This window comes from Faecalibacterium sp. 3 (assembly GCF_048323735.1).
GTDB lineage: Bacteria > Bacillota > Clostridia > Oscillospirales > Ruminococcaceae > Faecalibacterium > Faecalibacterium wellingii.
The window spans coordinates 957,322-983,040 of record NZ_JBLWFN010000001.1 but is presented as its reverse complement, the minus strand read 5'-3'; the positions used below and the strand labels follow the sequence as shown (position 1 = coordinate 983,040).

Sequence of the window (25,719 nt, the reverse complement as noted above, 5' to 3'; positions counted from 1 at the left end):
GGAGGGGCCGCAGCGAAAAACGGCATTTTCCACAAAAACAAGATCAAAAGGAGAACGCAATGAATCTAGGAGCCTTCATGAACCCGGAATTTCCCATTTTCAGCACCACGCTGTGTTATCTGGAACGGGAGGATGCCTACCTGATGCTGCACCGCATCAAAAAGCAGGACGACTACAACCACGACAAATGGATCGGTGTAGGCGGAAAGTTTGAGCGGTTTGAAAGCCCGGAGGACTGTCTGCTGCGGGAAGTGAAGGAGGAGACCGGCCTGACTTTGAAGCGCTTCCGTGCCCGGGGCCTGCTGACCTTTATTTGGGGCAACATGACCGAGTTCATCCATCTGTATACCGCCGACCGCTGGGAAGGCGAAATGGTGCGGGGCAGCGCCTGCAGGGAGGGCGTGCTGGAATGGGTGCCGAAGGAGAAGGTGACCGGCCTGCCCATCTGGGAGGGCGACAAGATCTTCTTCCGGCTGCTGAATGAGGACCGGCCTTATTTCTCCCTCAAGCTGGTGTATGAAGGCGATACGCTGAAACAGGCGGTGCTGGACGGGAAACGGATCGTTTGAGCGCTTCCTGTGCAGAGCGTAGTCGTGTGTTTAACCGTGAAAAGACAAATCCCGGCAGACCGCAGCCTGCCGGGATTTGCTCTATCAAAAAAGAATTTTCCGCTTAAAAAATCAGTTCAGCTTCAGATCGCCCTCTTTGATCCAGCCCATCTTCCGCTCGATCTCGCAGAAGATCACGCTCAGCACGGCGGGCAGAACAAAGCACAGCAGCACCATTGCAGCCCAGTCCATGGGGGTGATGGCGGTCTTGACGCCGGCGGCAATGTCGCTGACCCAGCCGGTGTACACGCCGATCTGGCCCACCAGACCGCAGGTGCCCATGCCGGAGGACACGGCGGCACCGTTCATCTCAAAGTGGAACACGCAGGTAGCCAGCGGGCCGGTGATGGCACTGGCCAGCGTGGGTGCGATCCAGATGCGGGGGTTCTTGACGATGTTGCCCATCTGCAGCATGCTGGTGCCAAGGCCCTGGCTCACCAGACCGCCCACACCGTTTTCCTTGTAGCTCATCACGGCAAAGCCGATCATCTGGGCACAGCAGCCTGCCACGGCAGCACCGCCGGCAAGGCCGGTCAGGCCCAGCGCGGCGCAGATGGCGGCAGAGGAAATGGGCAGAGTCAGCGCAACGCCCACGATGACGGACACCAGAATGCCCATGACCAGCGGGGCCTGCTCGGTGGCCCACATGATCAGGGTGCCCACCTGACTTGCAGCGGCACCGATGGGGGCGGCGATCAGCATGGAAAGGCCCACGCCGGAAAAAATGGTCACCAGCGGGGTCACGAGGATATCCACGCGGGTCTCCTTGCTCACGGCCTTACCCAGCTCGGAAGCCACGATGGCGATGATGAGCACGGCCAGCGGGCCGCCTGCGCCGCCCAGAGCGTTGGCAGAGTAGCCCACGGTGATCAGGCTGAACAGCACCAGCGGCGGGCAGTGCAGTGCCCAGCCGATGGCACAGGCCATGGCGGGGCCGCTCATGGCGGTGGCGTAGCCGCCCAGATCCACCAGCACGTCCAGACCGGTCTGCTGGCCCAGCGTCTTGATGATGGTGCCGATCAGCAGGCTGGCAAACAGGCCCTGTGCCATGGCACCCAGCGCCTCAATGAGATAGCGCTGCGGGGTGATGACGATATCCTTGCGTTTTAAGAAATCTTTCACATTTGACATGAGAAACTGCCTTTCTGTTTCAAGATGGTTGATTCGATGCAAAAACTGCATGTCAAGTATAATACCATACACATGTCAAGACAGCAAGATGAAACGCTGATTTTACTGGAAATATCTGCAATTTTTGGCTTTGTGCAATGTTTTTGCCGGTGCAGACGTATCTATTTTGGAGCATTTTCTGGTACGGGGTCTTGGGCAGCGCAGAGGGCGCACGGCACAGGAGCGGCAATTGACGGGAGCTTGTCTGCGGGTGTATACTGGAACCGTATCCGAAATATGAAATGCTGCCCTCTGCGAGGGCGGCATCCCGATAAATTCAGAAAGTTTGGAGCACAGCATGAAAAAAATGTTCTGGAACAAGTTCAAGGTCCGCAGTGCAGCGGCGGTTCTGGCGGCGGCACTTGCCTTTTCGATGAGCGCACCGCTGGCACTGGCTGCACAGCCGGAGGAAGCGGCAGCGTCTGCCGGGACGGTGCAGGAGGCGGATATGCCCACCCTGCAGCCGGAGACACCGGAGCTGGCCGCCGAGGACCCGGAGGCACCGCCCGTACAGGCCACAGAAGCTGAAGAAAACAGCACGAACCAGCACACCCCGGAAAACAGCGTCGTGCTGACCCCGGAGGAGATCCGTGCCGCACTGGATGCCGGTGCCATGGATGCCGCCGAAGCTCAGTGCATCGACCTGAGCGATGAGAACGGTTTTTTCAGCTGGCTGTTCAATTTCCTGTTTGGCTGGCTGGGCAAAAAAGACGAGTCCCAGCCGGAGCCGGCCTACTCCGGCTGGCGTACCTCCGGCGGCAAGACCTACTACTACAGCCAGAGCACCAACAAGCCGGTGGTGGGCATCCAGTGCATCGACAATAAACTCTATTATTTCAATGCGGACGGCGTGCTGGAAAAGGGCAAGACCTTCGGCGTGGATGTTTCCAAGTATCAGAAAAATGTGGACTGGGCGAAGATCAAAAAGGCGGGCGTCAGCTTTGTCATCGTCCGCATCGGCTACCGCGGTTATGGTGCGGCCGGTACGCTGGTGCTGGACCCCATGTTCGAGGAGCATTTCACCAATGTGAAGAACGCAGGCCTGAAGGTGGGCGTGTACTTCTTCAGTCAGGCCACCACCGAAGCGGAAGCCAAGGAGGAAGCCTTTGCCTGTGCCTATGTGCTGAATGGCCGCAAGCTGGATTACCCCATCTTCTTTGACACCGAGGCGTCTGGCGCTTCCAACGGCTCCGGCCGCGCAGACGGTCTGGGTATGGAGGACCGCACCAAGTGCGCTATCGCCTTCTGTGAGGAGGTCAAGGCACAGGGCTACAAGCCCGGCGTATACGCCTCTACCCTGTGGTACCGCAAGCGTATCGATCTGAACAGCCTGAAAAAGTATACCATCTGGAACGCACACTATGGCGTTGCCAGCAGCCCCATCGACTGCGCACTGTGGCAGGGCACCTGCACGGCACGTCTGCCCGGCTATAAGGGCGATATGGATGTGAACATCAGCTACATTGGATAAGGGATAAGTGAGGGACCTATGGACCACATTCGCCTGATCGCGTCGGACATGGACGCGACACTTCTGGACGAACGCAGCCAGCTCCCGCCGGATTTTGCGGAAACGATCCGCGCATTGGCCGGGCAGGGCATCCTGTTTGCCGCCGCCAGCGGCAGACCGCTTTATACGTTGGAGACCATGTTCCCGGAATTGCTGGAGGAGATCATCCTCATTGGCGATAACGGCGGCGCGGCCCGCTGGAAAGGCAAGAACCTGTTTGTGTCCGAAATGCCTGCCGAAGGCTGGCGGCAGCTGGCCCGGAGCACGAAGCAGGCCGGAGATGTGGGCCTTTTGTGCGGACTGCAGGCGGCCTACGCGGAAAAGCGGGATGAAGGATACGATGCCGTGTTCAAGAACTTCTACACCCGGGTGGAGTACGTGGATGACCTGACCGCTGTGGAAGCGGCGGCGGATAAGTTTACCATCTATCTGCCCAACGACGACTCGCAGGAAGCCTTCGACCGGACCTACGGCGCATTCCACACCGGAAATGGCGGTGCATTCTCGGTGGCGGTGGCAGGCAGAAACTGGGTGGACGTGATGAACCCCGGTGTGCACAAGGGCGCAGCACTGGCAAAGGTGGGCGAACTGCTGGGCATTCCGACCGACAGCATGATGGCCTTTGGCGACACCTACAACGATGCCGAGATGCTTACCGCCGCAAAGTACGGCTTCCTGATGGAGAACGGCAGCGAACCGCTGCGGGCGCAGGTGCCATTTCTGGCACCGTCCCATCGGGAATACGGCGTGATGCAGGTGCTGAAACAGGTGCTCCGCCAGAACGGCGAAGTCTCGCCGGAGGATTTTGTGAAGGCGCATTGAGAAGAATCTGATTTAGAATTGTCTCCGCTTCGCTCTGGACGAGTTGTGGCACCCAGCGGCTACTACGGCCCTTGAGCGGGCCTTGCATCCTGCTGGCCACGGCCCCAACAGCTCCTCCCTGCATTCCCTCTTTTGTCGCTATGCGACATCTTCCCCCGGCCGGGGGAAGTCTTTGGCCGCAGGCCGCAGTCGTCGCCGTTGCAATAGCAGAGGAAATATTATTTTATAATTAGTAAATCCGAAAAGCCTGCGGGCTTTTCGGATTTACTTTTTCACGGGAGAGGTCGTGAAGGGAAACTGCATCTTATCAAACTCCTCCAGTCTGCTCCGCAGACAGCCCCCTCACGGAGGGGGCCCTTGGCAAAACCGAAAATCGCTCCTCTTCGCCAGAGGGGCGGCGGGCGTTTTAAATCGTCATAACCTGCCCGGACTCTGAATAAATTGTTCTCAGAGCAATAAACAGGCTGGGGAGGCATGGGGATATGTTTGTAGTTACACTGAGCAAAACGAGCCTGAAAAAACTGGGTCTTGGCGCCATGTGCTGCGCACTGGTGGTGTGCAGCGCCCTGCTGGGCCGGTTCATCAGCCAGCGCACGGTCACGGTCTCGGCGACGGTGAACCGGATCGAGAGCGCGCAGGATATCCAGACCTGGTTCACCGGCTATGGTCTGGATGTGGACGGCGCGTCCATCACGGCAGATAAGGTAAAGATCCCCCGCAAATGGGATGACAGCTTTTCGGCCTTCAACGGGGTGGTGCAGCAGAGCGGCATGGATCTTGCCCGCTATAAGGGCAAGACGGTGGAGAAATGGACGGCCCTGATCCCGGCAGCCAGCAGCGGCGAGACCAGCCGCTACGGTGTGCTGCTGGTGTATAAGAAAAAGGCTGTGGGAGCCTATCTGCTGGAACGGCCTTCCGGCGTGGTGGTGGGCCTGAAAGACATGCAGGCCGCCATGGCAGAGGCAGAAGCACAGCAGACCTCCGGCGAGGATTACAGCGGTGACTGGGGCGAGCGCCACGACGAGGAACTGACCGACGAAGCACAGCAGACCTCCGGCGAGGACTACAGCGGCGACTGGGGCGAACGCCATGACGAAGAGCTGGATGCGCAGCAGACCTCCGGCGAGCCGGATGCTGCCCCGCAGGCGGTGCCGTACACAGAACTGCCGCTGGATGCGGAAGGCTACCCGGTGGAATGAGCACCGGAATGGCCCGCAAAAACCGGGAACAGCCGGAAATGCCTTTGGCTCCTGCTGCAAAGCCAAAGGACAAAATGCCTAAAATTTACGCACAAGCGGAAGAAAAAGTGAAATTTGCGCATTTTTGTCACATTTGTATGTTCAATTGTACCAAAATTTTGCATAAAAAATTAGCAATATAAAATGGTGAAAAATTTCCGACTAGGGTTTATAATAGAAGTATCAACCGTGCCGCAGCTGGGCTGCGTCCGGCGCAGGTGCAGAAGCGCCGCACGGGATCTAAGTAAGGAGAAAATGATTATGAAGGAATTCCAGTATACCGTTAAGGATGCATGCGGCATCCACGCTCGTCCCGCCGGCCTGCTCGTCAAGACCGTCAAGGGCTTTGCCAGCAGCGTCACCCTTGAAAAGGACGGCAAGAGCTGCGATATGCGCAAGCTGATGGCTCTGATGGGCATGGGCGTTAAGCAGGGCGAGACCGTTACCATCAAGGTCGAGGGCGACGATGAGGAAGCTGCAGCTGCAGCTGTCCAGAAGTTCCTGACCGAGAACGTTTGATTCCGCAGTTAACATGAGGAAGGCCCTCGCGGGTGAGCTGCGGGGGCTTTTTTTGGACTGTCGGAGCAGTGCGGCCCCGGCACAGATGAAGAAGGAGTAGTGTGCAATGCAGGTAGGCACCGGCAAAAGCGTACTCAATGGCATCGCCATTGGCAAGCTGAAGATCTATAAGAAAAAAGATACCGCTATTTCCACCGCCCCTGTGGCAGATACTGCCGCAGAACTGGAGCGTTTTGAAGCTGCCCGCCAGAAGGCCATTGAGCAGCAGACCGCCCTGTACGAAAAGGCACTGGCAGAAGCCGGCGAGGACATCGCCGAGGTGTTCAACATCCACGCCATGATGCTGGATGACGACGACTTTGTGGACGCCATCAAGGAGATCATCAACGGGCAGAAGATGTGTGCCGAGTACGCCGTCAAGACCGCCGGCAACAATCAGGCTGCGGTGTTTGCCGCCATGGACGACCCGTATCTGCAGGCCCGCAGCGCCGATGTGCTGGACATTGCGCAGGCCATGCTGGACATCCTGCAGGGGGTGGACAATGCCAGCCTGCAGGGTACCGAGCCCAGCATTCTGGTCGCGGAGGATCTGGCCCCGTCTGAGACCGTCCGCATGGATAAGAGCCTGCTGCTGGGCTTTATCACCCGGGAGGGCAGCTCCAACAGCCACACTGCCATTCTGGCCCGCAGCATGAACATCCCCGCCCTGATCCAGTGCAAGGATATTCAGGACGACTGGGACGGCAAGATGGCGGTCATCGATGGCTACAATGCCTGCGTTTACGTTGACCCCACCCCCGACCTGCTCAAGAGCCTGAAAAAGCGCCAGCAGGAAGATCAGAAAAAGCAGGCCCTGCTGCAGGAGCTGAAGGGCAAGCCCAACACCACGCTGGACGGCAAGACCATCAACGTGTTTGCCAACATCGGCGGCATGGGCGACGTGGGCGCTGTGCAGCAGAACGACGCCGGCGGCGTGGGTCTGTTCCGCACCGAGTTCGTTTACCTGAACTGCAAGGACTTCCCCACCGAGGACTACCAGTTCGAGGCTTACAAGCAGGTAGTGGAAAGCCTTGCACCCCGCAAGGTCGTCGTGCGCACCTGTGATATCGGCGCAGACAAGACCGTGGATTACATGAAGCTGGATCACGAGGATAACCCCGCGCTGGGCTACCGCGCCATCCGCATCTGCCTGACCCGCAAGGACTTCTTCAAGACCCAGCTGCGTGCGCTGCTGCGTGCTTCCGCCTACGGTAACATGAGCATCATGTTCCCCATGATCACCAGCCTGCGGGAGCTGCAGGACGCCAAGGCTGTTCTGGAAGAGTGCCGTGCGGAGCTGACCGCTGAGGGTGTCAAGATGGGCAAGAACATCGAGGTCGGCACCATGATCGAGACCCCCGCCGCCGTGCTCATCGCGGACGAGCTGGCTGCTGAATGCGACTTCTTCTCCATCGGCACCAACGACCTGACCCAGTACACCTGCGCGCTGGACCGCCAGAACGCAAAGCTGGAGCCGTTCTTCAACCCCCATCACCCCGCTGTGCTGCGCGCCATCAAGATGACCATTGAGGCGGGCCACCGCCACGGCATCTGGGTGGGCATCTGCGGTGAGCTGGGCGCAGACACCGCCCTCACTGAGACCTTCCTGCGCATGGGTGTGGACGAGCTGTCCATGAACGCCAAGAGCATCCTGCCGGTGCGCAAGATCATCCGCAGCGTGGATCTGAGCAAGCCTTCTGAGAAGTAATTCATCCGAGAATCCCGGTTTACCGTTCCCATAAAGTTCCCCGGCAGGGCATCCCGCTCTGCCGGGGTCTTTCTATACCGGGCAAAAGTTTACGGAAAATACTTTAAAACGATAAAGCGAAATGCTATACTATAAGCGATAACAGGGTATGCAGGTGTCCAGCGCTGCCCATGGAGGACCGTTATGACTCAGTTTTTGATCCGTCTTTTCATTCGCCAGCCCGACCATGCGCAGGAACCTAAGGTGCGCGCCGCCTATGGCAACCTTGCCTGCTGGGTGGGTATGGCGTGCAACCTGCTGCTGTGTCTGGGCAAGCTGACCGTGGGCACCCTGTTCGGCTCCATTGCCATCATGGCAGATGCTCTGAACAACCTGTCGGACGCTTCGTCCAACGTGGTCAGTCTGGTGGGCTTCAAGCTGGCCGCCAAGGCCCCGGACGCAGAGCACCCCTTCGGCCATGCCCGGTATGAATATCTGGCGGGGCTGGCAGTCAGCGTGACCATTCTCGGCATCGGCTTTTCGCTGCTGAAGGAATCGGTGGTCAAGGTGCTGCACCCCACCCCGGTGATGTTCAGCTGGCTCACGGTGGCAGTGCTGGCGGCGTCCATCCTCGTCAAGCTGTGGATGAGCGGCTTCAACCGCACCATCGGGCGCATCATCGGCTCCGAGACCCTCATTGCCACTGCTGCCGACAGCCGCAACGATGTGCTGAGCACCGGCGCGGTGCTCATTGCCGCAGTGCTGTGCCGCGTGACCGGCTGGAATGTGCTGGACGGCCTGATGGGCGTAGGCGTGGCGGCGTTCATCCTGATCTCCGGCTGGGGCCTTGTGATGGACACGCTCAGCCCGCTGCTGGGCGAAAGCCCCAGCGAGGATCTGGTGGATCACATTGAGCAGAAGGTGCTCTCCTATCCCGGCGTGCTGGGGATGCACGATCTGATGGTGCACGACTACGGCCCGGGACACCAGTTCGCCTCCCTGCATGTGGAGCTGCCCGCCGAGCAGGACCCGCTGGAGGCACATGACCTGATCGACAACATCGAGCGGGACTTCTTTAAAAACGACAACCTCATGGTGACCATCCACTACGATCCCATCGTCACCTCGGACGCCGCAGTGGGGGTGCTGCGTGCCCGTCTGACCGAAAAGCTGCGTCAGATGGACCCGGAGCTTTCTCTGCACGACCTGCGCATCGTGCCGGGCAGGACCCACACCAACGTGCTGTTCGATCTGGTGCTGCCGGCAGGCTATGCAGGGGATAAGGTAGAGCTGCTGACTCAGCTGGAACAGTTCATCAAGGAACAGGATGCAGCCTACAGCTGCATCATCAAGGTGGAGCAGAGCTATACGGCTGCCCACAAATAAACTCTCAGGGGGAAGTATTATGCTGAATGAGACCTACCGCGCGATGCTCGGCAATAAGAGCGTCATCCGCGAGACCTTCATGTACGGCAAACAGCGTGCCGCAGAGATCGGATATGAGAATGTGTTCGATTACTCGCTGGGCAACCCCAGCGTGCCCTGCCCGCAGGAGTTCACTGCCGCCATGCAGGACCTGTTGGCCAACGAGGAACCGGTAAACCTGCACGGCTACTGCCCCAGTCAGGGCGACCCGGGCTTCCGCACCGATGTGGCAGCGCACCTGACAAAGACCTTTGGCCTGCCCTATGAGCAGAAGCACATCTTCCCCACCACCGGTGCGGCGGGTGCCATTGCCCATGCCATCCGCGCAGTGACCCGGCCCGGCGATGAGGTGCTGACCTTTGCACCCTACTTCCCGGAGTACGGCCCCTATGTGGCGGGCACCGGGGCAGTCCTCAAGGTGGTGCCGCCGCAGGCACCGACCTTCCAGCCCAATCTGGATGCCTTTGAACAGATGCTCACTGAGAAGGTGACGGCGGTGCTCATCAATACCCCCAACAACCCCACCGGTGTGGTCTACTCTGCAGGGACGCTCACCCGCATGGCAGAGATCCTGACCGAAAAGAGCCGGGCGTTCGGCCACAACATCTTCCTTGTCAGCGACGAGCCCTACCGGGATATTGCATTCGACGGCAAAAAGGTGCCTTACCCGGCGGCCTTCTACCCCCACACTCTCACCTGCTTCTCCTATTCCAAGAGCCTGAGCCTGCCCGGCGAGCGCCTTGGTTATGTGGCGGTGCGTCCGGGCTGTGAAGGTGAGGACATCCTTGTGGACATGATGGCTCAGATCTCCCGCTTTACCGGCCACAACTGCCCGCCCAGCATCATCCAGCGGGCCGTAAGCCGCTGTCAGGATGTGACCAGCGATCTGAGCGTGTATGAGACCAACATGAACCTGCTGTACGATAAGCTCACCGCGCTGGGCTTTGAGGTGGAGCGTCCCGGCGGCACCTTCTACATTTTCCCGAAGGCGCTGGAAGAGGACGCCAACGCCTTCTGCAGGAAGGCCCGGGAGTTTGACCTGCTGCTGGTGCCCAGCGACAGCTTTGGCGTCAAGGGCTATGTGCGCCTTGCCTACTGCATCGACACCGAGAAGGTACAGCGCAGCTTGCCGGCCCTTGAAAAGCTGGCGGCGGTCTACCGCAAATAAACAAGCCGAACCGCTCCGGCGCGGCGATCGGCTGCGCGGGGCTGAAAACAAACCGCAAGAGAGGAAAGGGAACCCTGCTATGGAAAAGATCAAAATGACCACGCCCCTCGTCGAGATGGACGGCGACGAAATGACCCGCATTCTGTGGAAGATGATCAAGGACGAACTGATCCTTCCGTTTGTGGACCTCAAGACCGAATACTATGATCTGGGCCTGCCCAACCGCGATGCTACCGCAGATAAGGTGACCATGGATGCCGCCCTTGCCAACAAGAAGTACGGCGTTTCGGTCAAGTGTGCCACCATCACCCCCAACGCCCAGCGCATGGACGAGTACAAGCTGCACGAAATGTGGAAGAGCCCCAACGGCACCATCCGCGCTGTGCTGGACGGCACCGTGTTCCGTGCACCCATTATGATCGACAGCATCAAGCCGGTGGTCAAAAACTGGAAAAAGCCCATCACCATTGCCCGCCACGCCTACGGCGATGTGTACAAGTGCACCGAGTTCCGCATCCCGGGTGCCGGCAAGGCTGAACTGGTGTTCACCGGTGCCGATGGCTCCGAGCAGCGTGCCACCGTCTTTGATTTTGAGGGCGCAGGCGTTCTGCAGGGTCAGTACAACAAGGACGATTCCATCCGCAGCTTTGCCCGCAGCTGCTTCAACTACGCACTGGATGTGAAGCAGGACCTGTGGTTCGGCGCAAAGGATACCATCTCCAAGAAGTACGACCACACCTTCAAGGATATCTTCCAGGAGGTGTACGACGCCGAGTATAAGGCAAAGTTCGAGGCTGCAGGCATCACCTACTTCTACAGCCTCATTGACGATATCGTTGCCCGCGTCATTCGCAGCGAGGGTGGCTTTGTCTGGGCCTGCAAGAACTACGACGGCGACGTGATGAGCGATATGGTGTCCACCGCCTTTGGCTCTCTGGCAATGATGACCAGCGTGCTGGTCAGCCCGGACGGCAAATACGAGTTCGAGGCCGCCCACGGCACCGTCACCCGCCATTACTATAAGTATCTGAAGGGCGAAAAGACCTCCACCAACCCCATGGCGACCATCTTTGCGTGGTCTGGCGCGTTCAAGAAGCGCGGTGAACTGGACGGCCTGCCGGAGCTGGTGAAGTTTGGCGAGGCACTGGAAGCCGCCAGCCTGCAGACCCTGAACGATGGCATCATGACGAAAGACCTGTGCGGTCTGGCTGAGGGCATCACCCCCACCGCCGTGGACAGCGAGGGCTTTATCAAGGCCATCCGCACCCGTCTGGAAGCCAAGCTGGCATAAAACGATTTTCAATATAACATAAAAACCGGAACGATCCACCCGAAAAAGGGAAGATCGTTCCGGTTTGTGTTTTAGGCAGGATGTGCGACAAACTGGAACTTGTCGGGGCAGCATAAACCCTCTCAGTCAAAGCCTGACGGCTTTGCCAGCTCTCCCGAAGGGCGAGCTCTTTGCAGCTGACGGAAAGCACCTATAAAGCTCCCCCTGAGAGGAAAGACTTCCCCCGGCCGGGGGAAGATGTCACCGCAGGTGACAAAAGGAGGAATCTGGACGCGAAGCGGCCTGAGAGGGTTTCTGTACTTGCAAACGCGAACTTGTCGGAGCGAGGCCCCTCCATCTTGCTGACGCAAGACCGTTCGGTCGCTTAAAAGCCCCACTGGGGCTTTTATTGTTCCACTTTGCTCCACAAACGCGAACTTTTAAATTAGTCTTTGCAAATAACCTTTGAACCTTCACCATCAATTACAATTCCCTGACGGTTGTTAATTGGGCATAGATTCAAATCCGAAAACTCAGTCATTATTTTCTCGGTAACTTTCTTAAATGGTGCTGTAAGATAATGCGGAAGAACATAGAAATCAATCAAATCAAGCCCTGCATCATCTTCTTGTGAGTAGTCCTCCGGCTTTTCATCCATTTGCTCGATATATTGGATGCTTGGAGCGCATATAATCGCACCTGCCGATTCCCCAATCATCAGTTTTCCCTTTGCCAATTCTTTCTTCAACAGCTCATCCGTTCCCGTTTTACGGAGCTGGTCTATAAGGAAAAAAGAATTTCCGCCGGTAAAATATATCATATCCGCATCTTCAAAAACAGACTGTATCGTTGAATAAGCCTCCGTTGAAATATCAATTTCAGTTACGATTGCTCCCAACTTTTTGAATAATTTTCGAGCCGAGCCGACATAACCGGTGTAGCCTTCACGCAGCGAAGCTGTTGGAATAAATGCGACTTTTTTATTTTCAATTTCTTCCTTTATCAGACTTCCTACACTTGAAAAGTGCGAACATAAAAACAGTTTCATCAATATTCTCCTTTATATATAAATTCGCGTTTGTGGAGCGAAGCGGAACAATGAAAGCCCCAGTGGGGCTTTTAAGTGACAGAACGGTCTTGCGGCAGCAAGATGGAGGGGCCTCGCCCCGACAAGTTCCGATTTGTCGGTTACAAATGCAGTGCATCCAATACTTCGTTTACGACATCCAGCGACACCTGCCCCGGTGCACTGGCCTGCCCGGGATTGGCAAAGGTCATGGCGGAGCCGAGGGCTTCGCCGGAAAGGCGGCTCACCGCGCCCAAAGCTCCCATGCTCATGGTGATGATGGGAGTCTCCGGATGCCGGTCGGCCATTTCAGCGGTGGCAGCCAGAAGCTCCAGCACGTCGGTGCGGCTCTGGGGCATCACAGCCAGTTTGGGCAGATCAGCCCCGGCCCGCTGCATGGCAACCATGCGGCTCACCAGCTCGGCGCGCGGCGGCGTTTTATGGAAGTCGTGGCTGGAACACACCACTGCAGCCCCGGCGGTGCGGGCTTCTTCGATCAGCGCAGGAAGCTCTGCGCCCGCAGTGAAAAATTCAATGTCGATCAGATCGGCGCAGTCGGTGGCAAGAACGGTGCGGATAAAATGAAGATACTCTTTGTGAGCCAGAGCGACTTTGCCGCCCTCGGCCTTTGTGCGGAAGGTGAAAAGAAGCAGTTTGTCCTTCAAGACAACGCGAAGCTTTGCAGCGCAGTGCACGATGGCCGGAAAGTCTTTTGCACCTTCAAAGCAATCAATGCGCCATTCCACACAATCGGCGCGCAATGTGGAAAACTCAGCAGCCTTTTCCAGAACGGCGGTTTCCGTGGGCTCTACAATAGGAATAATAACTTTAGGGCGGCCCTCACCGATACAGCAGCCGCGGATGTTGACACAGGACATGGCGCTTCTCCTTTATGTAATAAGCATAGCTACCTTATACAGGATGCTGGGGGATGACTCCATAATACGTTCTGCCCGCCGCCTTGTCAAGAAAAAGGCACGTCCTGTAACGGATGAAAAACAGGGAAAATCTTTACTCTGCAAAGAAATTGGAAAAAATCCGTCAAAAAGTGTTGACAAGGAGGCGGGGGTGTGGTATTATACTTGAGCGCCAAGCGCTGAGGCAAAAGAATGACTTCCGAAGCCTCAGCAGGAAGCCTTTGAAAAGGACCAATAGACGCTGAAAAGTTTTGCGGTTGCGAGAGCAATGAACCGCCCCAGTGGGGCGTTCAAGCAAACAGAGCGGTCTTGCGAAAGCAAGATGGAGGGGTCTCACCCCGACAAGCTCACGGTTTGTTCTGAGAAACTTCTTGAGTGCCCATGTTCAGAAAGTTCAAAAGCTTCTAAAAAATAAGGCTTGACAAAAAACCACTTTGGCGGTAAAATAAACAGGTCGTCAGCCGCAAGGCTGAGGCGCTACAGGACCTTGAAAATTGAACAATATCGAAAAACTTGTAAGGAACCTTTATGTGTTTGGAAAAACACTTAAAACAATTCCAAAAGTAATTCACACAGGACGCAAGCGATTGCGTGCTGAGCGAACAAGATTTAACACTTTTAAGTGATAAATATCATTTATAAAGAGTTTGATCCTGGCTCAGGACGAACGCTGGCGGCGCGCCTAACACATGCAAGTCGAACGAGCGAGAGAGAGCTTGCTTTCTCGAGCGAGTGGCGAACGGGTGAGTAACGCGTGAGGAACCTGCCTCAAAGAGGGGGACAACAGTTGGAAACGACTGCTAATACCGCATAAGCCCACGGCTCGGCATCGAGCAGAGGGAAAAGGAGCAATCCGCTTTGAGATGGCCTCGCGTCCGATTAGCTAGTTGGTGAGGTAACGGCCCACCAAGGCGACGATCGGTAGCCGGACTGAGAGGTTGAACGGCCACATTGGGACTGAGACACGGCCCAGACTCCTACGGGAGGCAGCAGTGGGGAATATTGCACAATGGGGGAAACCCTGATGCAGCGACGCCGCGTGGAGGAAGAAGGTCTTCGGATTGTAAACTCCTGTTGTTGGGGAAGATAATGACGGTACCCAACAAGGAAGTGACGGCTAACTACGTGCCAGCAGCCGCGGTAAAACGTAGGTCACAAGCGTTGTCCGGAATTACTGGGTGTAAAGGGAGCGCAGGCGGGAAGACAAGTTGGAAGTGAAATCTATGGGCTCAACCCATAAACTGCTTTCAAAACTGTTTTTCTTGAGTAGTGCAGAGGTAGGCGGAATTCCCGGTGTAGCGGTGGAATGCGTAGATATCGGGAGGAACACCAGTGGCGAAGGCGGCCTACTGGGCACCAACTGACGCTGAGGCTCGAAAGTGTGGGTAGCAAACAGGATTAGATACCCTGGTAGTCCACACCGTAAACGATGATTACTAGGTGTTGGAGGATTGACCCCTTCAGTGCCGCAGTTAACACAATAAGTAATCCACCTGGGGAGTACGACCGCAAGGTTGAAACTCAAAGGAATTGACGGGGGCCCGCACAAGCAGTGGAGTATGTGGTTTAATTCGACGCAACGCGAAGAACCTTACCAAGTCTTGACATCCCTTGACAGACATAGAAATATGTATTCTCTTCGGAGCAAGGAGACAGGTGGTGCATGGTTGTCGTCAGCTCGTGTCGTGAGATGTTGGGTTAAGTCCCGCAACGAGCGCAACCCTTATGGTCAGTTACTACGCAAGAGGACTCTGGCCAGACTGCCGTTGACAAAACGGAGGAAGGTGGGGATGACGTCAAATCATCATGCCCTTTATGACTTGGGCTACACACGTACTACAATGGCGTTAAACAAAGAGAAGCAAGACCGCGAGGTGGAGCAAAACTCAGAAACAACGTCCCAGTTCGGACTGCAGGCTGCAACTCGCCTGCACGAAGTCGGAATTGCTAGTAATCGTGGATCAGCATGCCACGGTGAATACGTTCCCGGGCCTTGTACACACCGCCCGTCACACCATGAGAGCCGGGGGGACCCGAAGTCGGTAGTCTAACCGCAAGGAGGACGCCGCCGAAGGTAAAACTGGTGATTGGGGTGAAGTCGTAACAAGGTAGCCGTAGGAGAACCTGCGGCTGGATCACCTCCTTTCTAAGGAGTCAGGCGAAAGAGCGACATCAAAGATGGAGATCTTTCGGACAGGTAACAAACGAGTAGAGTAGATATTGTTCGATTTTGAGGGCCCTGAAAAGGGAACTCAATTCCTAATGTGGGGGTTTAGCTCAGCTGGGAGAGCACCTGCTTTGCAAGCAGGGGGTCAAGGGTTCGATTCCCTTAATCTCCACCACATGGGCCAATAGCTCAGCTGGCTAGAGCACACGACTGATAATCGTGAGGTCGATGGTTCGAGTCCATTTTGGCCCACCATGTGATGGAAATCAAAGTACCGGGAGACCGGGCTTTGAGCAACATCACCAAGACGTACCTTGAAAACTGAATAATAACTGCGAAACAAAGATTATAGTAAGTTCTTTTTTAAGAAATATTGCAATTTCAAAAGGAAGGGTAACAATAATCTTCGTTGGCAAGAGAGAATCAAGAGGATACCAAATGTTCTTAAAAGAACGTTTGAAAGGTCAAGCGAACAAGGGCGCAGGGCGAATGCCTTGGCACTGGGAGCCGATGAAAGACGTGATAAGCTGCGATAAGCTTCGGGGAGCTGCAAATAAGCATTGATCCGGAGATTTCTGAATGAGGAAACTCACCTGGGTTCATACTCAGGTACGTTATACTGAACTTCAAAATAGGTATATCGAGGGAACCGCCTGAACTGAAACATCTAAGTAGGGCGAGGAAGAGACATCAAACGAGATTCCGTAAGTAGTGGCGAGCGAACGCGGAAGAGGGCAAACCGAGAGTAGAAATACTTTCGGGGTACGGACTGCTTTTAGGACTTAATCTGTTAACCGAACGGCATGGGAAGGCCGGTCAGAGAGTGTGAGAACCACGTAGGTGAAAACGGAGAGAGCTGCGCAGGATCCAGAGTACGGCCAGACACGTGAAACCTGGTCGGAATACGGGGGGACCACCCTCCAACCCTAAATACTACCCAGTGACCGATAGCGTATAGTACTGTGAAGGAAAGGTGAAAAGCACCCCGGGAGGGGAGTGAAAAAGAACCTGAAACCCTGTGCCTACAAGCACCTAGAGCGCGTCAATGCGTGATAGGGTACTTTTTGTAGAACGGTCCGGCGAGCGATTGTATGCAGCAAGGTTAAGGACTTAAGGTCTGGAGCCGAAGCGAAAGCGAGTTTGAAAAGGGCGTTAAGTTGCATATAATGGGCCCGAAACCGGGTGACCTACCCATGGTCAGGTTGAAGTGGAAGTAAAATTCCATGGAGGACCGAACCGACCTCCGTTGAAAAGGCGGCGGATGAACTGTGGGTAGCGGAGAAATTCCAATCGAACCCGGAGATAGCTGGTTCTCCCCGAAATAGTTTTAGGACTAGCCTCAAGTTAGATACCTGGAGGTAAAGCACTGAATAGCCTAGCGGCCGAGAGGTTAGCGAAGCTTATCAAACTCAGAATGCCAGAGTATTGATGCTTGGGAGTCAGACAGTGTCAGATAAATGTCATTGTCAAAAGGGAAACAGCCCAGATCTACAGCTAAGGTCCCAAAGTCAGGTTAAGTGGAAAACGATGTGAAGATACGCAGACAACCAGGATGTTGGCTCAGAAGCAGCCACTCATTCAAAGAGTGCGTAATAGCTCACTGGTCGAGCGGCTTTGCGCGGAGAATTTAACGGGGCTAAACCTGACACCGAAGCTTAGGCAATACAGCAATGTATTGGGTAGGGGAGCGTTGTATACGCGGTGAAACAGTAGCGTAAGCGGCTGTGGAGTGTATAGAAGTGAGAATGCCGGAATGAGTAGCGCGAATGCAGTGAGAATCTGCATGGCCGAAAGCCTCAGGTTTCTGGAGGAAGGTTCGTCCGCTCCAGGTCAGTCGGGAGCTAAGGTGAGGCCTAACGGCGTAGCCGATGCACAGACGGTAGAGATTCCGTCACCACCAAAAGAGTTAAACACAGGGACACATATGAAGTCTCGGAGCCGGGTGTTGGTTCCGGTAGCGATCGAGGGAAGTTAGTACCGAAGTCCGGGATGGAAGATGGCGAGAAAAGCTGTGTGTATTTCTGCGGTGCCCGTACCGCAAACCGACACAGGTAGGTAGGAAGAAGATTCTAAGGCCAACGGGAGAAGGGTTGTTAAGGAACTCGGCAAATTGACCCCGTAACTTCGGGAGAAGGGGTGCTGCAGCAATGCAGCCGCAGAGAATCGGCCCAAGCAACTGTTTACCAAAAACACAGGTTTGTGCTAAATCGAAAGATGACGTATACGAGCTGACGCCTGCCCGGTGCTGGAAGGTTAAGAGGAGATGTGCAAGCATTGAATCGAAGCCCCAGTGAACGGCGGCCGTAACTATAACGGTCCTAAGGTAGCGAAATTCCTTGTCAGGTAAGTTCTGACCCGCATGAAAGGCGTAATGATTTGGGCACTGTCTCAACAGCCCGCCCGGCGAAATTGTAGTACCGGTGAAGATGCCGGTTACCCGCGACAAGACGGAAAGACCCCATGGAGCTTTACTGTAGCCTAATATTGGGTTTCGATGTTGCATGCACAGGATAGATGGGACTCTGGGAAGCAGGTGCTTTGGCGCTTGTGGAGAGGCCGTTGGGATACCATCCTTGCGATATTGGAATTCTAACCTGCGCCTTTGAATCAAGGCGGGGGACATTGTTAGGTGGGCAGTTTGACTGGGGCGGTCGCCTCCTAAAGAGTAACGGAGGCGTTCAAAGGTTCGCTCAGCTTGAACGGAAATCAAGCAAAAGAGTGCAAACGCAGAAGCGAGCCTAACTGCGAGACTGACGGGTCGAGCAGTAACGAAAGTTGGAGTTAGTGATCCGGTGGTATGTGAGTGGAAATGCCATCGCTCAACGGATAAAAGTTACCCTGGGGATAACAGGCTGATCTCTCCCAAGAGTCCACATCGACGGGGAGGTTTGGCACCTCGATGTCGGCTCATCGCATCCTGGGGCTGTATTCGGTCCCAAGGGTTTGGCTGTTCGCCAATTAAAGCGGTACGCGAGCTGGGTTCAGAACGTCGTGAGACAGTTCGGTCCCTATCTGTCGTGGGCGCAGGATATTTGATGGGAGCTGTTCCTAGTACGAGAGGACCGGAGCGGACGTACCTCTGGCGCACCAGTTGTTCTGCCAAGAGCATAGCTGGGCAACTATGTACGGATCGGATAAACGCTGAAAGCATCTAAGCGTGAAGCCGACCCAAAGATAAGATATCCCATTGTTTCAAACAAGTAAGACCCCTTGAAGACTACAAGGTTGATAGGCACGATGTGTAAGTGGAGCGATCCATTCAGCAAGCGTGTACTAATAGGTCGAGGGCTTGACCACAATTCGCTTGAGACTCTCAAGAGTCAACGAAAAAATGCTAGCAGTGATTATTCAGTTTTGAAGGCACGTCCTTCTAAGAAACACTGGACAAAGTAGACCAGTTATGGTATACTGAACCAGTCAGATCGGTCGGTGTCGATGACGGTGAGGTTCCACCTGTTCCCATTCCGAACACAGAAGTTAAGCTCACTTGTGCCGAAGATAGTTCGCTGGAAACGGCGCGTGAAAATAGGTAGTCGCCGACTTGAACAAAAACGCTTCAGAAGAAATTCTGAGGCGTTTTTTTTGTTGCGTTTCGGGGCAAAAAATAGTATCATAAAGGCAGAACCTTATACTTTCTACAGATTTTCCTGTTACACTGAATGCACAAGGAAAGGAGAGTCTATATGGAAAAATTGACGAAAAAAGGGCTGGACGGTACCCAGCTCAAGACCATTGCACTGGTGATGATGGTACTGGACCACATTCATTATTTCTTCGAGTTCACCGGCTGCATCCCGACGGTGTTCAGTATGCTGGGGCGGCTCAGTGCGCCGCTGTTTCTGTTCTGCACGGTGGAGGGCTTTGCCCATACCCATGACCGCAGGCGGTATTTTATCCGCATCTGGGCTATTGGCGCGGCGATGGCAGCGCTGGAATTTTTAATGATTTACGCCAAGGCCTTCCGGCGCGGGGATGGATTCTACCCGCAGAATGCTATTTTTCAGGATCTTGTGCTGCTGTGCATCGTCTGGCAGGGCATTGACTGGCTGCGGGAGAAAAAATTCGCAAAGGGCATTGGCACCATTGCCGCCGTTTTGTGCTGGCCGTATGTGGTGGTAGTATTTCTGCTGCTCTTCCCCGGGGTACAGGAGATGCCCATTGCTTCAACGATCGTAGCCTTTGTCATTACAAGCCCGCTGCCCATGTGGACAACCATCACGGACGGCGGCTGGAGCTTTTTGCTGGGCGGTGTGCTGCTGTATGCCCTGCGGGGGCATCGCCGCGTACAGCTGACGGCATGGGCCGTGCTCATTTTCCTATGTGATTTTGTGCCGACCTTTGGGATGCTTTGCAGACAGGCGGATTTTGTGTGGACGCAGATGTTCACCGACTACTACGAGTGGTTCGGCGTAGCGGCGGTGCTGCTGATGCTGCTGTACAATGGGCAGCGTGGCAGCGGACATAAGCGGCTGTTCTACTGGTTCTACCCCGCCCATGTGTATCTGCTGTATGGAGCATCCTGCCTTGTTTATAACGTGTTGAGGTGATCTTGTGGCGAATATTCTGGCCGTGGACGACAATCTGGAGCTCTGCAAGCTGATCCGCACCACTTTGGAGCGGGACGGCCACCGGGTAGAAACGCGGCAGGCGGGCGGGGCGTTGACCGAACCGCTATGCCGCTGGGCAGACTGCATCCTGCTGGATGTGATGATGCCCGGGGAGGACGGCTTTGCGGTCTGTCGGCGCATCCGCAGCCTGACCGAAGCACCCATTCTGTTTCTGAGCGCCCGCACCGACGAGGCTGCCGTGCTGGAGGGACTGGGCATCGGAGCAGACGACTTTTTGTCTAAGCCCTTCCGGGTGGCTGAGCTGAGGGCGCGGGTGGCGGCACATCTGCGGCGGCAGAGCCGCACCCCGGCACACCGGATGGTGCGCAGCGGCGTGGCCTTTGACCTGACCGCCCGGAGCGCGGCGGTAGAGGGGAAGGCGCTGCCCTTGACCCGCTCGGAGTATGCCATCTGCGAGTATCTGGCGCTGCACGCCGGGCAGACCTTTACCAAGGAACAAATTTACGAAGCAGTTTTTGGCATTGACGGCACTGCGGACGACACCGCCGTGACCCAGCACATCAAGAATATCCGGGCAAAGCTGCGGGCGGCGGGCGTGCCGGAGCCGGAAAAGCTGCTTAATACCGTATGGGGCGTGGGGTACCGATGGAAAAGCGAAGACTGATTTCTCTGCGCAGTGTGCTGCTGCAATATCTGGTGCGCACGGCGCTGGCCTGCCTGCTGGTCGCGGTGGGGTGGCTGCTGGTGCTGCTGGTGTGGATCCAGAACAGCGGGTTGTTTCTTCCCGCGAATCAAGCTGCACAGGCCTGCCAGAAAGCCGCACAGGACGTTTTACCGGGCATGACCGCCGCTACTTTTGACGAGACGCAGCTGGACTCCTTGTGCCGGTACGCCCTGTTTGCCGCGCCGGACAGCAGCGAGGTGCTGGCCACCAACATGGATGCCGGGCACTTGCAGCGGGCAATGGAGAACCGGCAGGGGAAAACCCACTGGCATTTTGGTTACACACAGTATTATATGACGTCGAAATTGCAGGACGGAACGGTTTGCCTGCTGCAATTTGACTATGCCGTGCCCTACTCCGACCCTGCGCTGCGGGGCGTGCTGCCGGATATGCAGACCGTGCACTGCATTCTGGGCATTCTGCTGCTGATAGGGGCAGTGGTGTGGAGCACCCACAGGACAGGGCGCTTCCTGACCCGGGAGACCGAAAAGCTGACCGCCGCCGCGCAGGCGGTGGCGCGGAAGGATCTGGACAGCGCCGTGTTTTCCGGTGCGAAGGTGCGGGAGTACGAGAGCGCTTTGCAGGCATTGCAGACCATGGGCGATGAATTGACCGGTAGCCTGCAGAAGCAGTGGGACATGGAGCAGCGGCAGCGGGAGCAGATCATTCGGCTGTCCCACAAGCTGAAAACGCCGCTGACCATCATCAAGGGCAACGCGGAGCTGCTGGCGGAGGATGACCTGACTGAGGAACAGCGGGCGCAGGTGGAAGCGATTCTGCAGGGCGCAGAGCAGACCCGCGCCTATCTTGGCAAGATCCGCGCCGAGGTGCAGACCCCTTTGAAGTATCGACAGAGAAAATGAAGACAGCCCGGTGCGAAACCCTTTCGCACCGGGCTGTCTGCTGTGATAAGCGAAAATTACGGCTGCTCAGCCACCATCATCTTGCTGGCCTTGTAGATGTCGCCGCAGCCGAGGGTGATGACCAGATCGCCTTCCCGGGCGTTCTGCTTGACCCAATCAGCGGCCTCCTCCAGACTGTTCACCAGAACAGAGCCGGGGATCTGGGCAGCCAGCTTTGCGCTGGTGATGCTGGGGTCGTTGGGCTCACGGCTGCCCATGATGGGAGTGAGCACCGTGATGTCGGGGATCTTGAGCACATCCACAAAGTCGTTGAACAGCATCTTGGTGCGGCTGTATGTAAACGGCTGGTGGACGGCGATCAGCCGTTTATAACCCATTTCCTTGGCCGTGGTCAGGGTGGCGCGCAGCTCGGTGGGGTGATGGGCATAATCGTCCACGACCAACGCACCGTTGCATTCGCCGTAGACCTCAAAGCGGCGGCCGGCACCCTTGAAGTTCAGGGCGGCATCGGCGCACTGCTCCACGGTCAGGCCGATGAAGCGGCAGACGGCGCACATGGCAAGCGCATTGTAAATGTTGTGGTAGCCGGGCACAGCCAGACGGATATGGCCGGTGACCTTGTTCCACTCCTTCAGGTCGAACTCAAAGAAGCCGGGCTTGTATTCGTTCACGTTCAATGCCTGATAATCGCCGTCGTTCTGGATGCCAAAGGTACGCACGCGGCGGTCCAGCGTGTACATGACATCCATGGTGTTCTTGTCGTCCGCATTGGCAAAGATCATGAACTTGGTCATCAGGGCAAAGCGCTTGAAGGCGAACTTCAGCTCGCCCATGCTGCCGTAGTAATCCAGATGGTCGTTGTCGATGTTCAGCACAACGGACAGATAGGGGGTCAGCTTGAGGAAGGTCTCGGCGAACTCGCAGGACTCGATCACGATGTCGTCGCCCTTGCCGGCCTTGCCGTAGCCGTTGATGAGGGGCAGCTTGCCGCCGATGACAGCGGACGGGTCGCGGCCTGCCAGCTCCAGCGCGGTGGTGATCATGGAAGTGGTCGTGGTCTTGCCGTGGGTGCCGGAGACGCAGATGCTCTGCTTGTACAGGCGGCTCACATAGCCCAGCAGCACGCTGCGCTCGATAGTGGGGATGCCGTAGGAGGCAGCGGCATTCAGCTCCACGTTATCCTTGGAAATAGCGGCGGAATAAACCACCATATCGGTGCCGATGACATTGTCTGCACTGTGGCCCAGACTGACCTTGACGCCCATCTCCCGCTCGTAGCGGATGATGCTGCCATCCAGCACATCGCTGCCGGAGATCTGGTAGCCCTTGGCCGCAAGGATCTGAATCAGCGGATACATGCCGCTGCCGCCGCAGCCGATGAAGTGGATCTTTTTTACATTGTCCAGCAGGTGCTGGTTGTAATCGGTGTACATGAACATAGTAAGGCAACCTCCAAATAAATAACGGCCGCAGAGCAGACCGATTCAATCCATTCTATTAGGATACATCTTATTATATAATTTTTGGCGGACAAAATAAACAGGTAAACCCGAATTTTCGGAAAGAACCATAAATCCAATTCGGAATTTGTGATAAGTGTACAAGAAAACCGAAACCGGCAACTTCTTCATAAAAGATTTACATTTGCCTTTGCAAAATACTTAACAACTTTGAATCATCTGTGGTAAAATAGAAAAGGACAATTTTTTAAGGGATCGTCGGTGCGGCCAACAGAGGATGCAGAACGGTTTTATAAAAGGAGAAATAATGTGAGAATCAAGATCACAGCGGACAGCACCTGCGACCTGTCCGAAGAGCTTTTGGCACAGTGGGACATTGCCCTGATGCCCATGCACATTCTGATGGGCGAGGATAGCTATCTGGACGGCGTAACGATCTACCCGGCAGATGTGTTTGCCTATGTGAATGCGGGCGGCAAAATGCCCAAATCCGCCGCCGCAAATCTGGTGGAATATACCGAATTTTTTGAGCCGTTTGCCAAAGAGTGCGATGCGGTGATCCATATTTCGGTCAGCAGCAAGCTTTCGTCCTGCTTCCAGAATGCGAAGCTGGCGGCAGGCGAATTCGAGAATGTCTATGTGGTGGACAGCCAGAATATCTGTACCGGGCAGGGCTATCTGGTGCTGAAAGCGGCCAAGTGGGCTGCAGATGGCCTGCCCCCCCGCAACATTACGATGCGGCTGCAGAGCCTTGCCAAACGGGTAGAGCTGAGCTTTGTACTGGACCGGCTGGACTTTATGGCCAAGAGCGGCCGCTGCTCCGGTGTGCTGGCCTTCGGGGCAAACCTGCTGGGCATCAAGCCCGCACTGGAAGTGATCGACGGCGAGCTGAAGGTAGTCAAAAAATACCGCGGCAGCCTGCCCATCTGCGTGGGCAAGTACATCACCGACCGTCTGGTGGAACGCGACGACATCGAGGACAGCCTTGTGTTCATCTCCTCCTGCCAGCCGAAGCCCGGCTGCATGGACGCAGTGAAGGCGGGGCTGAAGAAATACGGCAGCTTCAAGGAATGCCACGAGACAGACATCGGCACCACCATCGGCGGCTATTCCGGCCCGGGTACCATTGGCATCGTGTTTGCACGGAAGGAAAAATAAAAAAGTGGCTGTTGCACATGCGACAGCCACTTTTTCTCACTGGGAGCGGCGTTTTAAAATTTCGTCCAGAATGGCGTCGGCCACATCCGCCTTGCTCATCAGCGGAAGCTCCCGGGCACCGTCCGGGGTGATGAGGGTGACTACATTGGTGTCCACACCAAAACCGGCACCGGCCACCTTGAGATTATTTGCCACCACCATATCCAGATTCTTTCGGGTGAGCTTTGCAGAGGAGTTTTCCACAAGGTCGCGGGTCTCCATGGAAAAACCACACAGGAACTGGTGGGCCTTCCGGGGGCCGATGGTGCCCAGAATATCCGGCGTGCGTTCCAGAGGAATGGACATGTCGCCGTCTTTTTTCTTGATCTTGTCGTTTGCTACGGCAGCGGGGCGGTAGTCGGCTACGGCAGCGGCCATGATGAGAACATCTGTGTCCTCAAAGCGGCTGGTGACGGCCTCGTACATCTGCTGGGCGGTGGTCACGGGCACATCGGTGGTGAAGCGGACCGGCTGCAGAGCGGTCTCGCCGTGGATGAGGGTGACATCCGCGCCGCGCATGGCGGCAGCCCGGGCAAGGGCGTAGCCCATCTTACCGGTGGAGTGATTGGTCAGGTACCGCACCGGGTCCAGGGCCTCCTGCGTGGGGCCGGCGGTGACGGCAACGCGCAGACCGGCAAGGTCTTTGGGACGGGCGATGGTGTGCAGGATGTATTCAAGCAGCACATCCGCCTTGGGCAGACGTCCGCTGCCCACATCCTTGCAGGCCAGCACGCCGCTCTCGGAGGGAATCACCGTAAAGCCGTACCGCTGCAGCGTGGCAAGGTTATCCTGCGTGATGGGGTTTTCCAGCATGCCGGTGTTCATGGCCGGAGAGACCAGCTTGGGGCACTTTGCCGCCAGCACCACGGTGGTGAGCATGTCGTCAGCGATGCCGTGGGCCATTTTGGCGATGACGTTGGCGGTGGCCGGTGCGACAAGGATCACATCTGCCTTTTTGGCCAGTGAGATATGGGTGACTTCAAACTTGAAATCGCGGTCAAAGGTATCCACCATGCATTTGTGGCCGGTGAGGGTCTCAAAGGTGAGGGGAGTGATGAACTGGGTGGCGTTCCGGGTCATGATGACCTCCACATCGGCTCCCAGCTTGCGCAGTGCGCTGGCCACATTGGCCATTTTATAGGCGGCAATGCCGCCGCTTACGCCCAGAAGGACGCATTTTCCGTTCAGATCCATTGGTCAAACCTCCTGCAAAAACGTACTGTTTCCACATTTCTTACCTTAGTATAATGCAAAAGTTCCGCCAGCACAACAAAATCTTTGTACGGGCTTGTAACTGGGGA

19 protein-coding genes, 2 tRNA genes and 3 rRNA genes are annotated in these 25,719 nt (G+C 56.1%); 19 read left to right on the top strand and 5 right to left on the bottom strand.

Going from position 1 to position 25,719, the window contains the following annotated elements:
* The first annotated feature begins 59 nt into the window (after window positions 1-59).
* A complete protein-coding gene (locus ACNSPV_RS04545) occupies window positions 60-569 on the top strand; it encodes an 8-oxo-dGTP diphosphatase (RefSeq protein ID WP_348584444.1) in 510 nt (169 codons plus the stop codon).
* A gap of 111 nt (window positions 570-680) precedes the next feature.
* On the opposite strand, the gene ACNSPV_RS04540 is transcribed toward ACNSPV_RS04545, so the two are convergent.
* Window positions 681-1,739, bottom strand: coding sequence for a PTS sugar transporter subunit IIC (locus ACNSPV_RS04540; protein WP_348584445.1), 1,059 nt, complete (start codon window positions 1,737-1,739; stop codon window positions 681-683).
* A 337-nt stretch (window positions 1,740-2,076) separates the two neighbouring features.
* Between ACNSPV_RS04540 and ACNSPV_RS04535 the strand changes: the two genes are divergently transcribed.
* From ACNSPV_RS04535 to ACNSPV_RS04495, 9 genes are all read left to right on the top strand, one after another.
* Entirely contained in the window at window positions 2,077-3,249 is a 1,173-nt protein-coding gene (locus ACNSPV_RS04535) for a glycoside hydrolase family 25 protein (protein WP_348584446.1), read from the top strand.
* 18 nt (window positions 3,250-3,267) lie between these two features.
* Window positions 3,268-4,110 carry an HAD family hydrolase gene (locus tag ACNSPV_RS04530; protein WP_348584448.1) on the top strand — a complete coding sequence of 281 codons (843 nt, stop codon included), beginning with the start codon at window positions 3,268-3,270 and terminating at the stop codon, window positions 4,108-4,110.
* Window positions 4,111-4,592: 482 nt separating this feature from the next.
* Window positions 4,593-5,309, top strand: a complete 717-nt coding sequence (locus tag ACNSPV_RS04525; protein WP_348584450.1) for a DUF4830 domain-containing protein — start codon at window positions 4,593-4,595, stop codon at window positions 5,307-5,309.
* A gap of 8 nt (window positions 5,310-5,317) precedes the next feature.
* Complete coding sequence (locus ACNSPV_RS04520) at window positions 5,318-5,491, top strand: hypothetical protein (protein WP_418268252.1); 174 nt, start codon at window positions 5,318-5,320, stop codon at window positions 5,489-5,491.
* Between the two features lie 112 nt (window positions 5,492-5,603).
* Window positions 5,604-5,867 carry an HPr family phosphocarrier protein gene (locus ACNSPV_RS04515; protein ID WP_249237914.1) on the top strand — a complete coding sequence of 88 codons (264 nt, stop codon included), beginning with the start codon at window positions 5,604-5,606 and terminating at the stop codon, window positions 5,865-5,867.
* 106 nt (window positions 5,868-5,973) lie between these two features.
* On the top strand, window positions 5,974-7,614 hold the full coding sequence (gene ptsP / locus ACNSPV_RS04510) for a phosphoenolpyruvate--protein phosphotransferase (protein WP_339394665.1): 1,641 nt from the start codon (window positions 5,974-5,976) through the stop codon (window positions 7,612-7,614).
* Between the two features lie 183 nt (window positions 7,615-7,797).
* Entirely contained in the window at window positions 7,798-8,979 is a 1,182-nt protein-coding gene (locus tag ACNSPV_RS04505; RefSeq protein ID WP_348584453.1) for a cation diffusion facilitator family transporter, read from the top strand.
* A 19-nt stretch (window positions 8,980-8,998) separates the two neighbouring features.
* A complete protein-coding gene (locus ACNSPV_RS04500; RefSeq protein ID WP_348584454.1) occupies window positions 8,999-10,186 on the top strand; it encodes a pyridoxal phosphate-dependent aminotransferase in 1,188 nt (395 codons plus the stop codon).
* 79 nt (window positions 10,187-10,265) lie between these two features.
* The gene (locus ACNSPV_RS04495; protein ID WP_005937607.1) at window positions 10,266-11,477 is read left to right on the top strand and encodes an NADP-dependent isocitrate dehydrogenase; all 1,212 of its coding nucleotides are present in this window, start codon (window positions 10,266-10,268) and stop codon (window positions 11,475-11,477) included.
* Window positions 11,478-11,901: 424 nt separating this feature from the next.
* Here the strand turns inward: ACNSPV_RS04495 and ACNSPV_RS04490 are convergent, their stop codons facing one another.
* On the bottom strand, window positions 11,902-12,504 hold the full coding sequence (locus ACNSPV_RS04490; RefSeq protein WP_348584456.1) for a Type 1 glutamine amidotransferase-like domain-containing protein: 603 nt from the start codon (window positions 12,502-12,504) through the stop codon (window positions 11,902-11,904).
* Between the two features lie 140 nt (window positions 12,505-12,644).
* Entirely contained in the window at window positions 12,645-13,400 is a 756-nt protein-coding gene (gene aroD, locus ACNSPV_RS04485; protein WP_348584457.1) for a type I 3-dehydroquinate dehydratase, read from the bottom strand.
* Between the two features lie 674 nt (window positions 13,401-14,074).
* Between aroD and ACNSPV_RS04480 the strand changes: the two genes are divergently transcribed.
* The 8 genes from ACNSPV_RS04480 (at window position 14,075) to ACNSPV_RS04445 (ending at window position 21,761) form a co-directional block, all read left to right on the top strand.
* A 16S ribosomal RNA gene (locus tag ACNSPV_RS04480) occupies window positions 14,075-15,585 on the top strand.
* A gap of 120 nt (window positions 15,586-15,705) precedes the next feature.
* Window positions 15,706-15,781, top strand: a tRNA-Ala gene (locus ACNSPV_RS04475).
* A gap of 3 nt (window positions 15,782-15,784) precedes the next feature.
* Window positions 15,785-15,861: transfer RNA gene (locus ACNSPV_RS04470), tRNA-Ile, on the top strand.
* 207 nt (window positions 15,862-16,068) lie between these two features.
* Window positions 16,069-18,903 (top strand): 23S ribosomal RNA (locus ACNSPV_RS04465).
* Between the two features lie 128 nt (window positions 18,904-19,031).
* Window positions 19,032-19,148 (top strand): 5S ribosomal RNA (gene rrf / locus ACNSPV_RS04460).
* The 16S, 23S and 5S rRNA genes sit together here with 2 tRNA genes alongside, the layout of an rRNA operon.
* A 141-nt stretch (window positions 19,149-19,289) precedes the next feature.
* Window positions 19,290-20,153: a TraX family protein gene (locus tag ACNSPV_RS04455; RefSeq protein WP_348584458.1), complete on the top strand. Its 864-nt coding sequence runs from the start codon at window positions 19,290-19,292 to the stop codon at window positions 20,151-20,153.
* Between the two features lie 4 nt (window positions 20,154-20,157).
* Window positions 20,158-20,838, top strand: coding sequence for a response regulator transcription factor (locus tag ACNSPV_RS04450; RefSeq protein ID WP_348584459.1), 681 nt, complete (start codon window positions 20,158-20,160; stop codon window positions 20,836-20,838).
* Window positions 20,820-21,761: a histidine kinase dimerization/phospho-acceptor domain-containing protein gene (locus ACNSPV_RS04445; RefSeq protein WP_348584460.1), complete on the top strand. Its 942-nt coding sequence runs from the start codon at window positions 20,820-20,822 to the stop codon at window positions 21,759-21,761. The genes ACNSPV_RS04450 and ACNSPV_RS04445 overlap by 19 nt, the downstream gene beginning before the upstream one ends.
* Window positions 21,762-21,817: 56 nt before the next feature.
* On the opposite strand, the gene murC is transcribed toward ACNSPV_RS04445, so the two are convergent.
* Window positions 21,818-23,200, bottom strand: a complete 1,383-nt coding sequence (murC, locus tag ACNSPV_RS04440) for a UDP-N-acetylmuramate--L-alanine ligase (protein WP_249237923.1) — start codon at window positions 23,198-23,200, stop codon at window positions 21,818-21,820.
* A gap of 330 nt (window positions 23,201-23,530) precedes the next feature.
* Here murC and ACNSPV_RS04435 point away from each other — a divergent pair, with 330 nt between their 5' ends.
* Window positions 23,531-24,379, top strand: a complete 849-nt coding sequence (locus ACNSPV_RS04435) for a DegV family protein (RefSeq protein WP_339396310.1) — start codon at window positions 23,531-23,533, stop codon at window positions 24,377-24,379.
* Window positions 24,380-24,415: 36 nt separating this feature from the next.
* Here the strand turns inward: ACNSPV_RS04435 and coaBC are convergent, their stop codons facing one another.
* A complete protein-coding gene (coaBC, locus tag ACNSPV_RS04430) occupies window positions 24,416-25,612 on the bottom strand; it encodes a bifunctional phosphopantothenoylcysteine decarboxylase/phosphopantothenate--cysteine ligase CoaBC (RefSeq protein WP_348584461.1) in 1,197 nt (398 codons plus the stop codon).
* Window positions 25,613-25,719 lie beyond the last annotated feature (107 nt).

Bases quoted from the DNA above. Each gene is read 5' to 3' on its own strand.
- ACNSPV_RS04505 (WP_348584453.1), top strand. From the start codon at position 7,798: ATGACTCAGTTTTTGATCCGTCTTTTCATTCGCCAGCCCGACCATGCG.
- ACNSPV_RS04495 (WP_005937607.1), top strand. From the start codon at position 10,266: ATGGAAAAGATCAAAATGACCACGCCCCTCGTCGAGATGGACGGCGAC.
- ptsP (WP_339394665.1), top strand. From the start codon at position 5,974: ATGCAGGTAGGCACCGGCAAAAGCGTACTCAATGGCATCGCCATTGGC.
- ACNSPV_RS04520 (WP_418268252.1), top strand. From the start codon at position 5,318: ATGGCCCGCAAAAACCGGGAACAGCCGGAAATGCCTTTGGCTCCTGCT.
- coaBC (WP_348584461.1), bottom strand. From the start codon at position 25,612: ATGGATCTGAACGGAAAATGCGTCCTTCTGGGCGTAAGCGGCGGCATT.
- ACNSPV_RS04515 (WP_249237914.1), top strand. From the start codon at position 5,604: ATGATTATGAAGGAATTCCAGTATACCGTTAAGGATGCATGCGGCATC.
- ACNSPV_RS04455 (WP_348584458.1), top strand. From the start codon at position 19,290: ATGGAAAAATTGACGAAAAAAGGGCTGGACGGTACCCAGCTCAAGACC.
- ACNSPV_RS04500 (WP_348584454.1), top strand. From the start codon at position 8,999: ATGCTGAATGAGACCTACCGCGCGATGCTCGGCAATAAGAGCGTCATC.
- aroD (WP_348584457.1), bottom strand. From the start codon at position 13,400: ATGTCCTGTGTCAACATCCGCGGCTGCTGTATCGGTGAGGGCCGCCCT.
- ACNSPV_RS04490 (WP_348584456.1), bottom strand. From the start codon at position 12,504: ATGAAACTGTTTTTATGTTCGCACTTTTCAAGTGTAGGAAGTCTGATA.
- ACNSPV_RS04540 (WP_348584445.1), bottom strand. From the start codon at position 1,739: ATGTCAAATGTGAAAGATTTCTTAAAACGCAAGGATATCGTCATCACC.
- murC (WP_249237923.1), bottom strand. From the start codon at position 23,200: ATGTTCATGTACACCGATTACAACCAGCACCTGCTGGACAATGTAAAA.
- ACNSPV_RS04525 (WP_348584450.1), top strand. From the start codon at position 4,593: ATGTTTGTAGTTACACTGAGCAAAACGAGCCTGAAAAAACTGGGTCTT.
- ACNSPV_RS04535 (WP_348584446.1), top strand. From the start codon at position 2,077: ATGAAAAAAATGTTCTGGAACAAGTTCAAGGTCCGCAGTGCAGCGGCG.
- ACNSPV_RS04445 (WP_348584460.1), top strand. From the start codon at position 20,820: ATGGAAAAGCGAAGACTGATTTCTCTGCGCAGTGTGCTGCTGCAATAT.
- ACNSPV_RS04545 (WP_348584444.1), top strand. From the start codon at position 60: ATGAATCTAGGAGCCTTCATGAACCCGGAATTTCCCATTTTCAGCACC.
- ACNSPV_RS04530 (WP_348584448.1), top strand. From the start codon at position 3,268: ATGGACCACATTCGCCTGATCGCGTCGGACATGGACGCGACACTTCTG.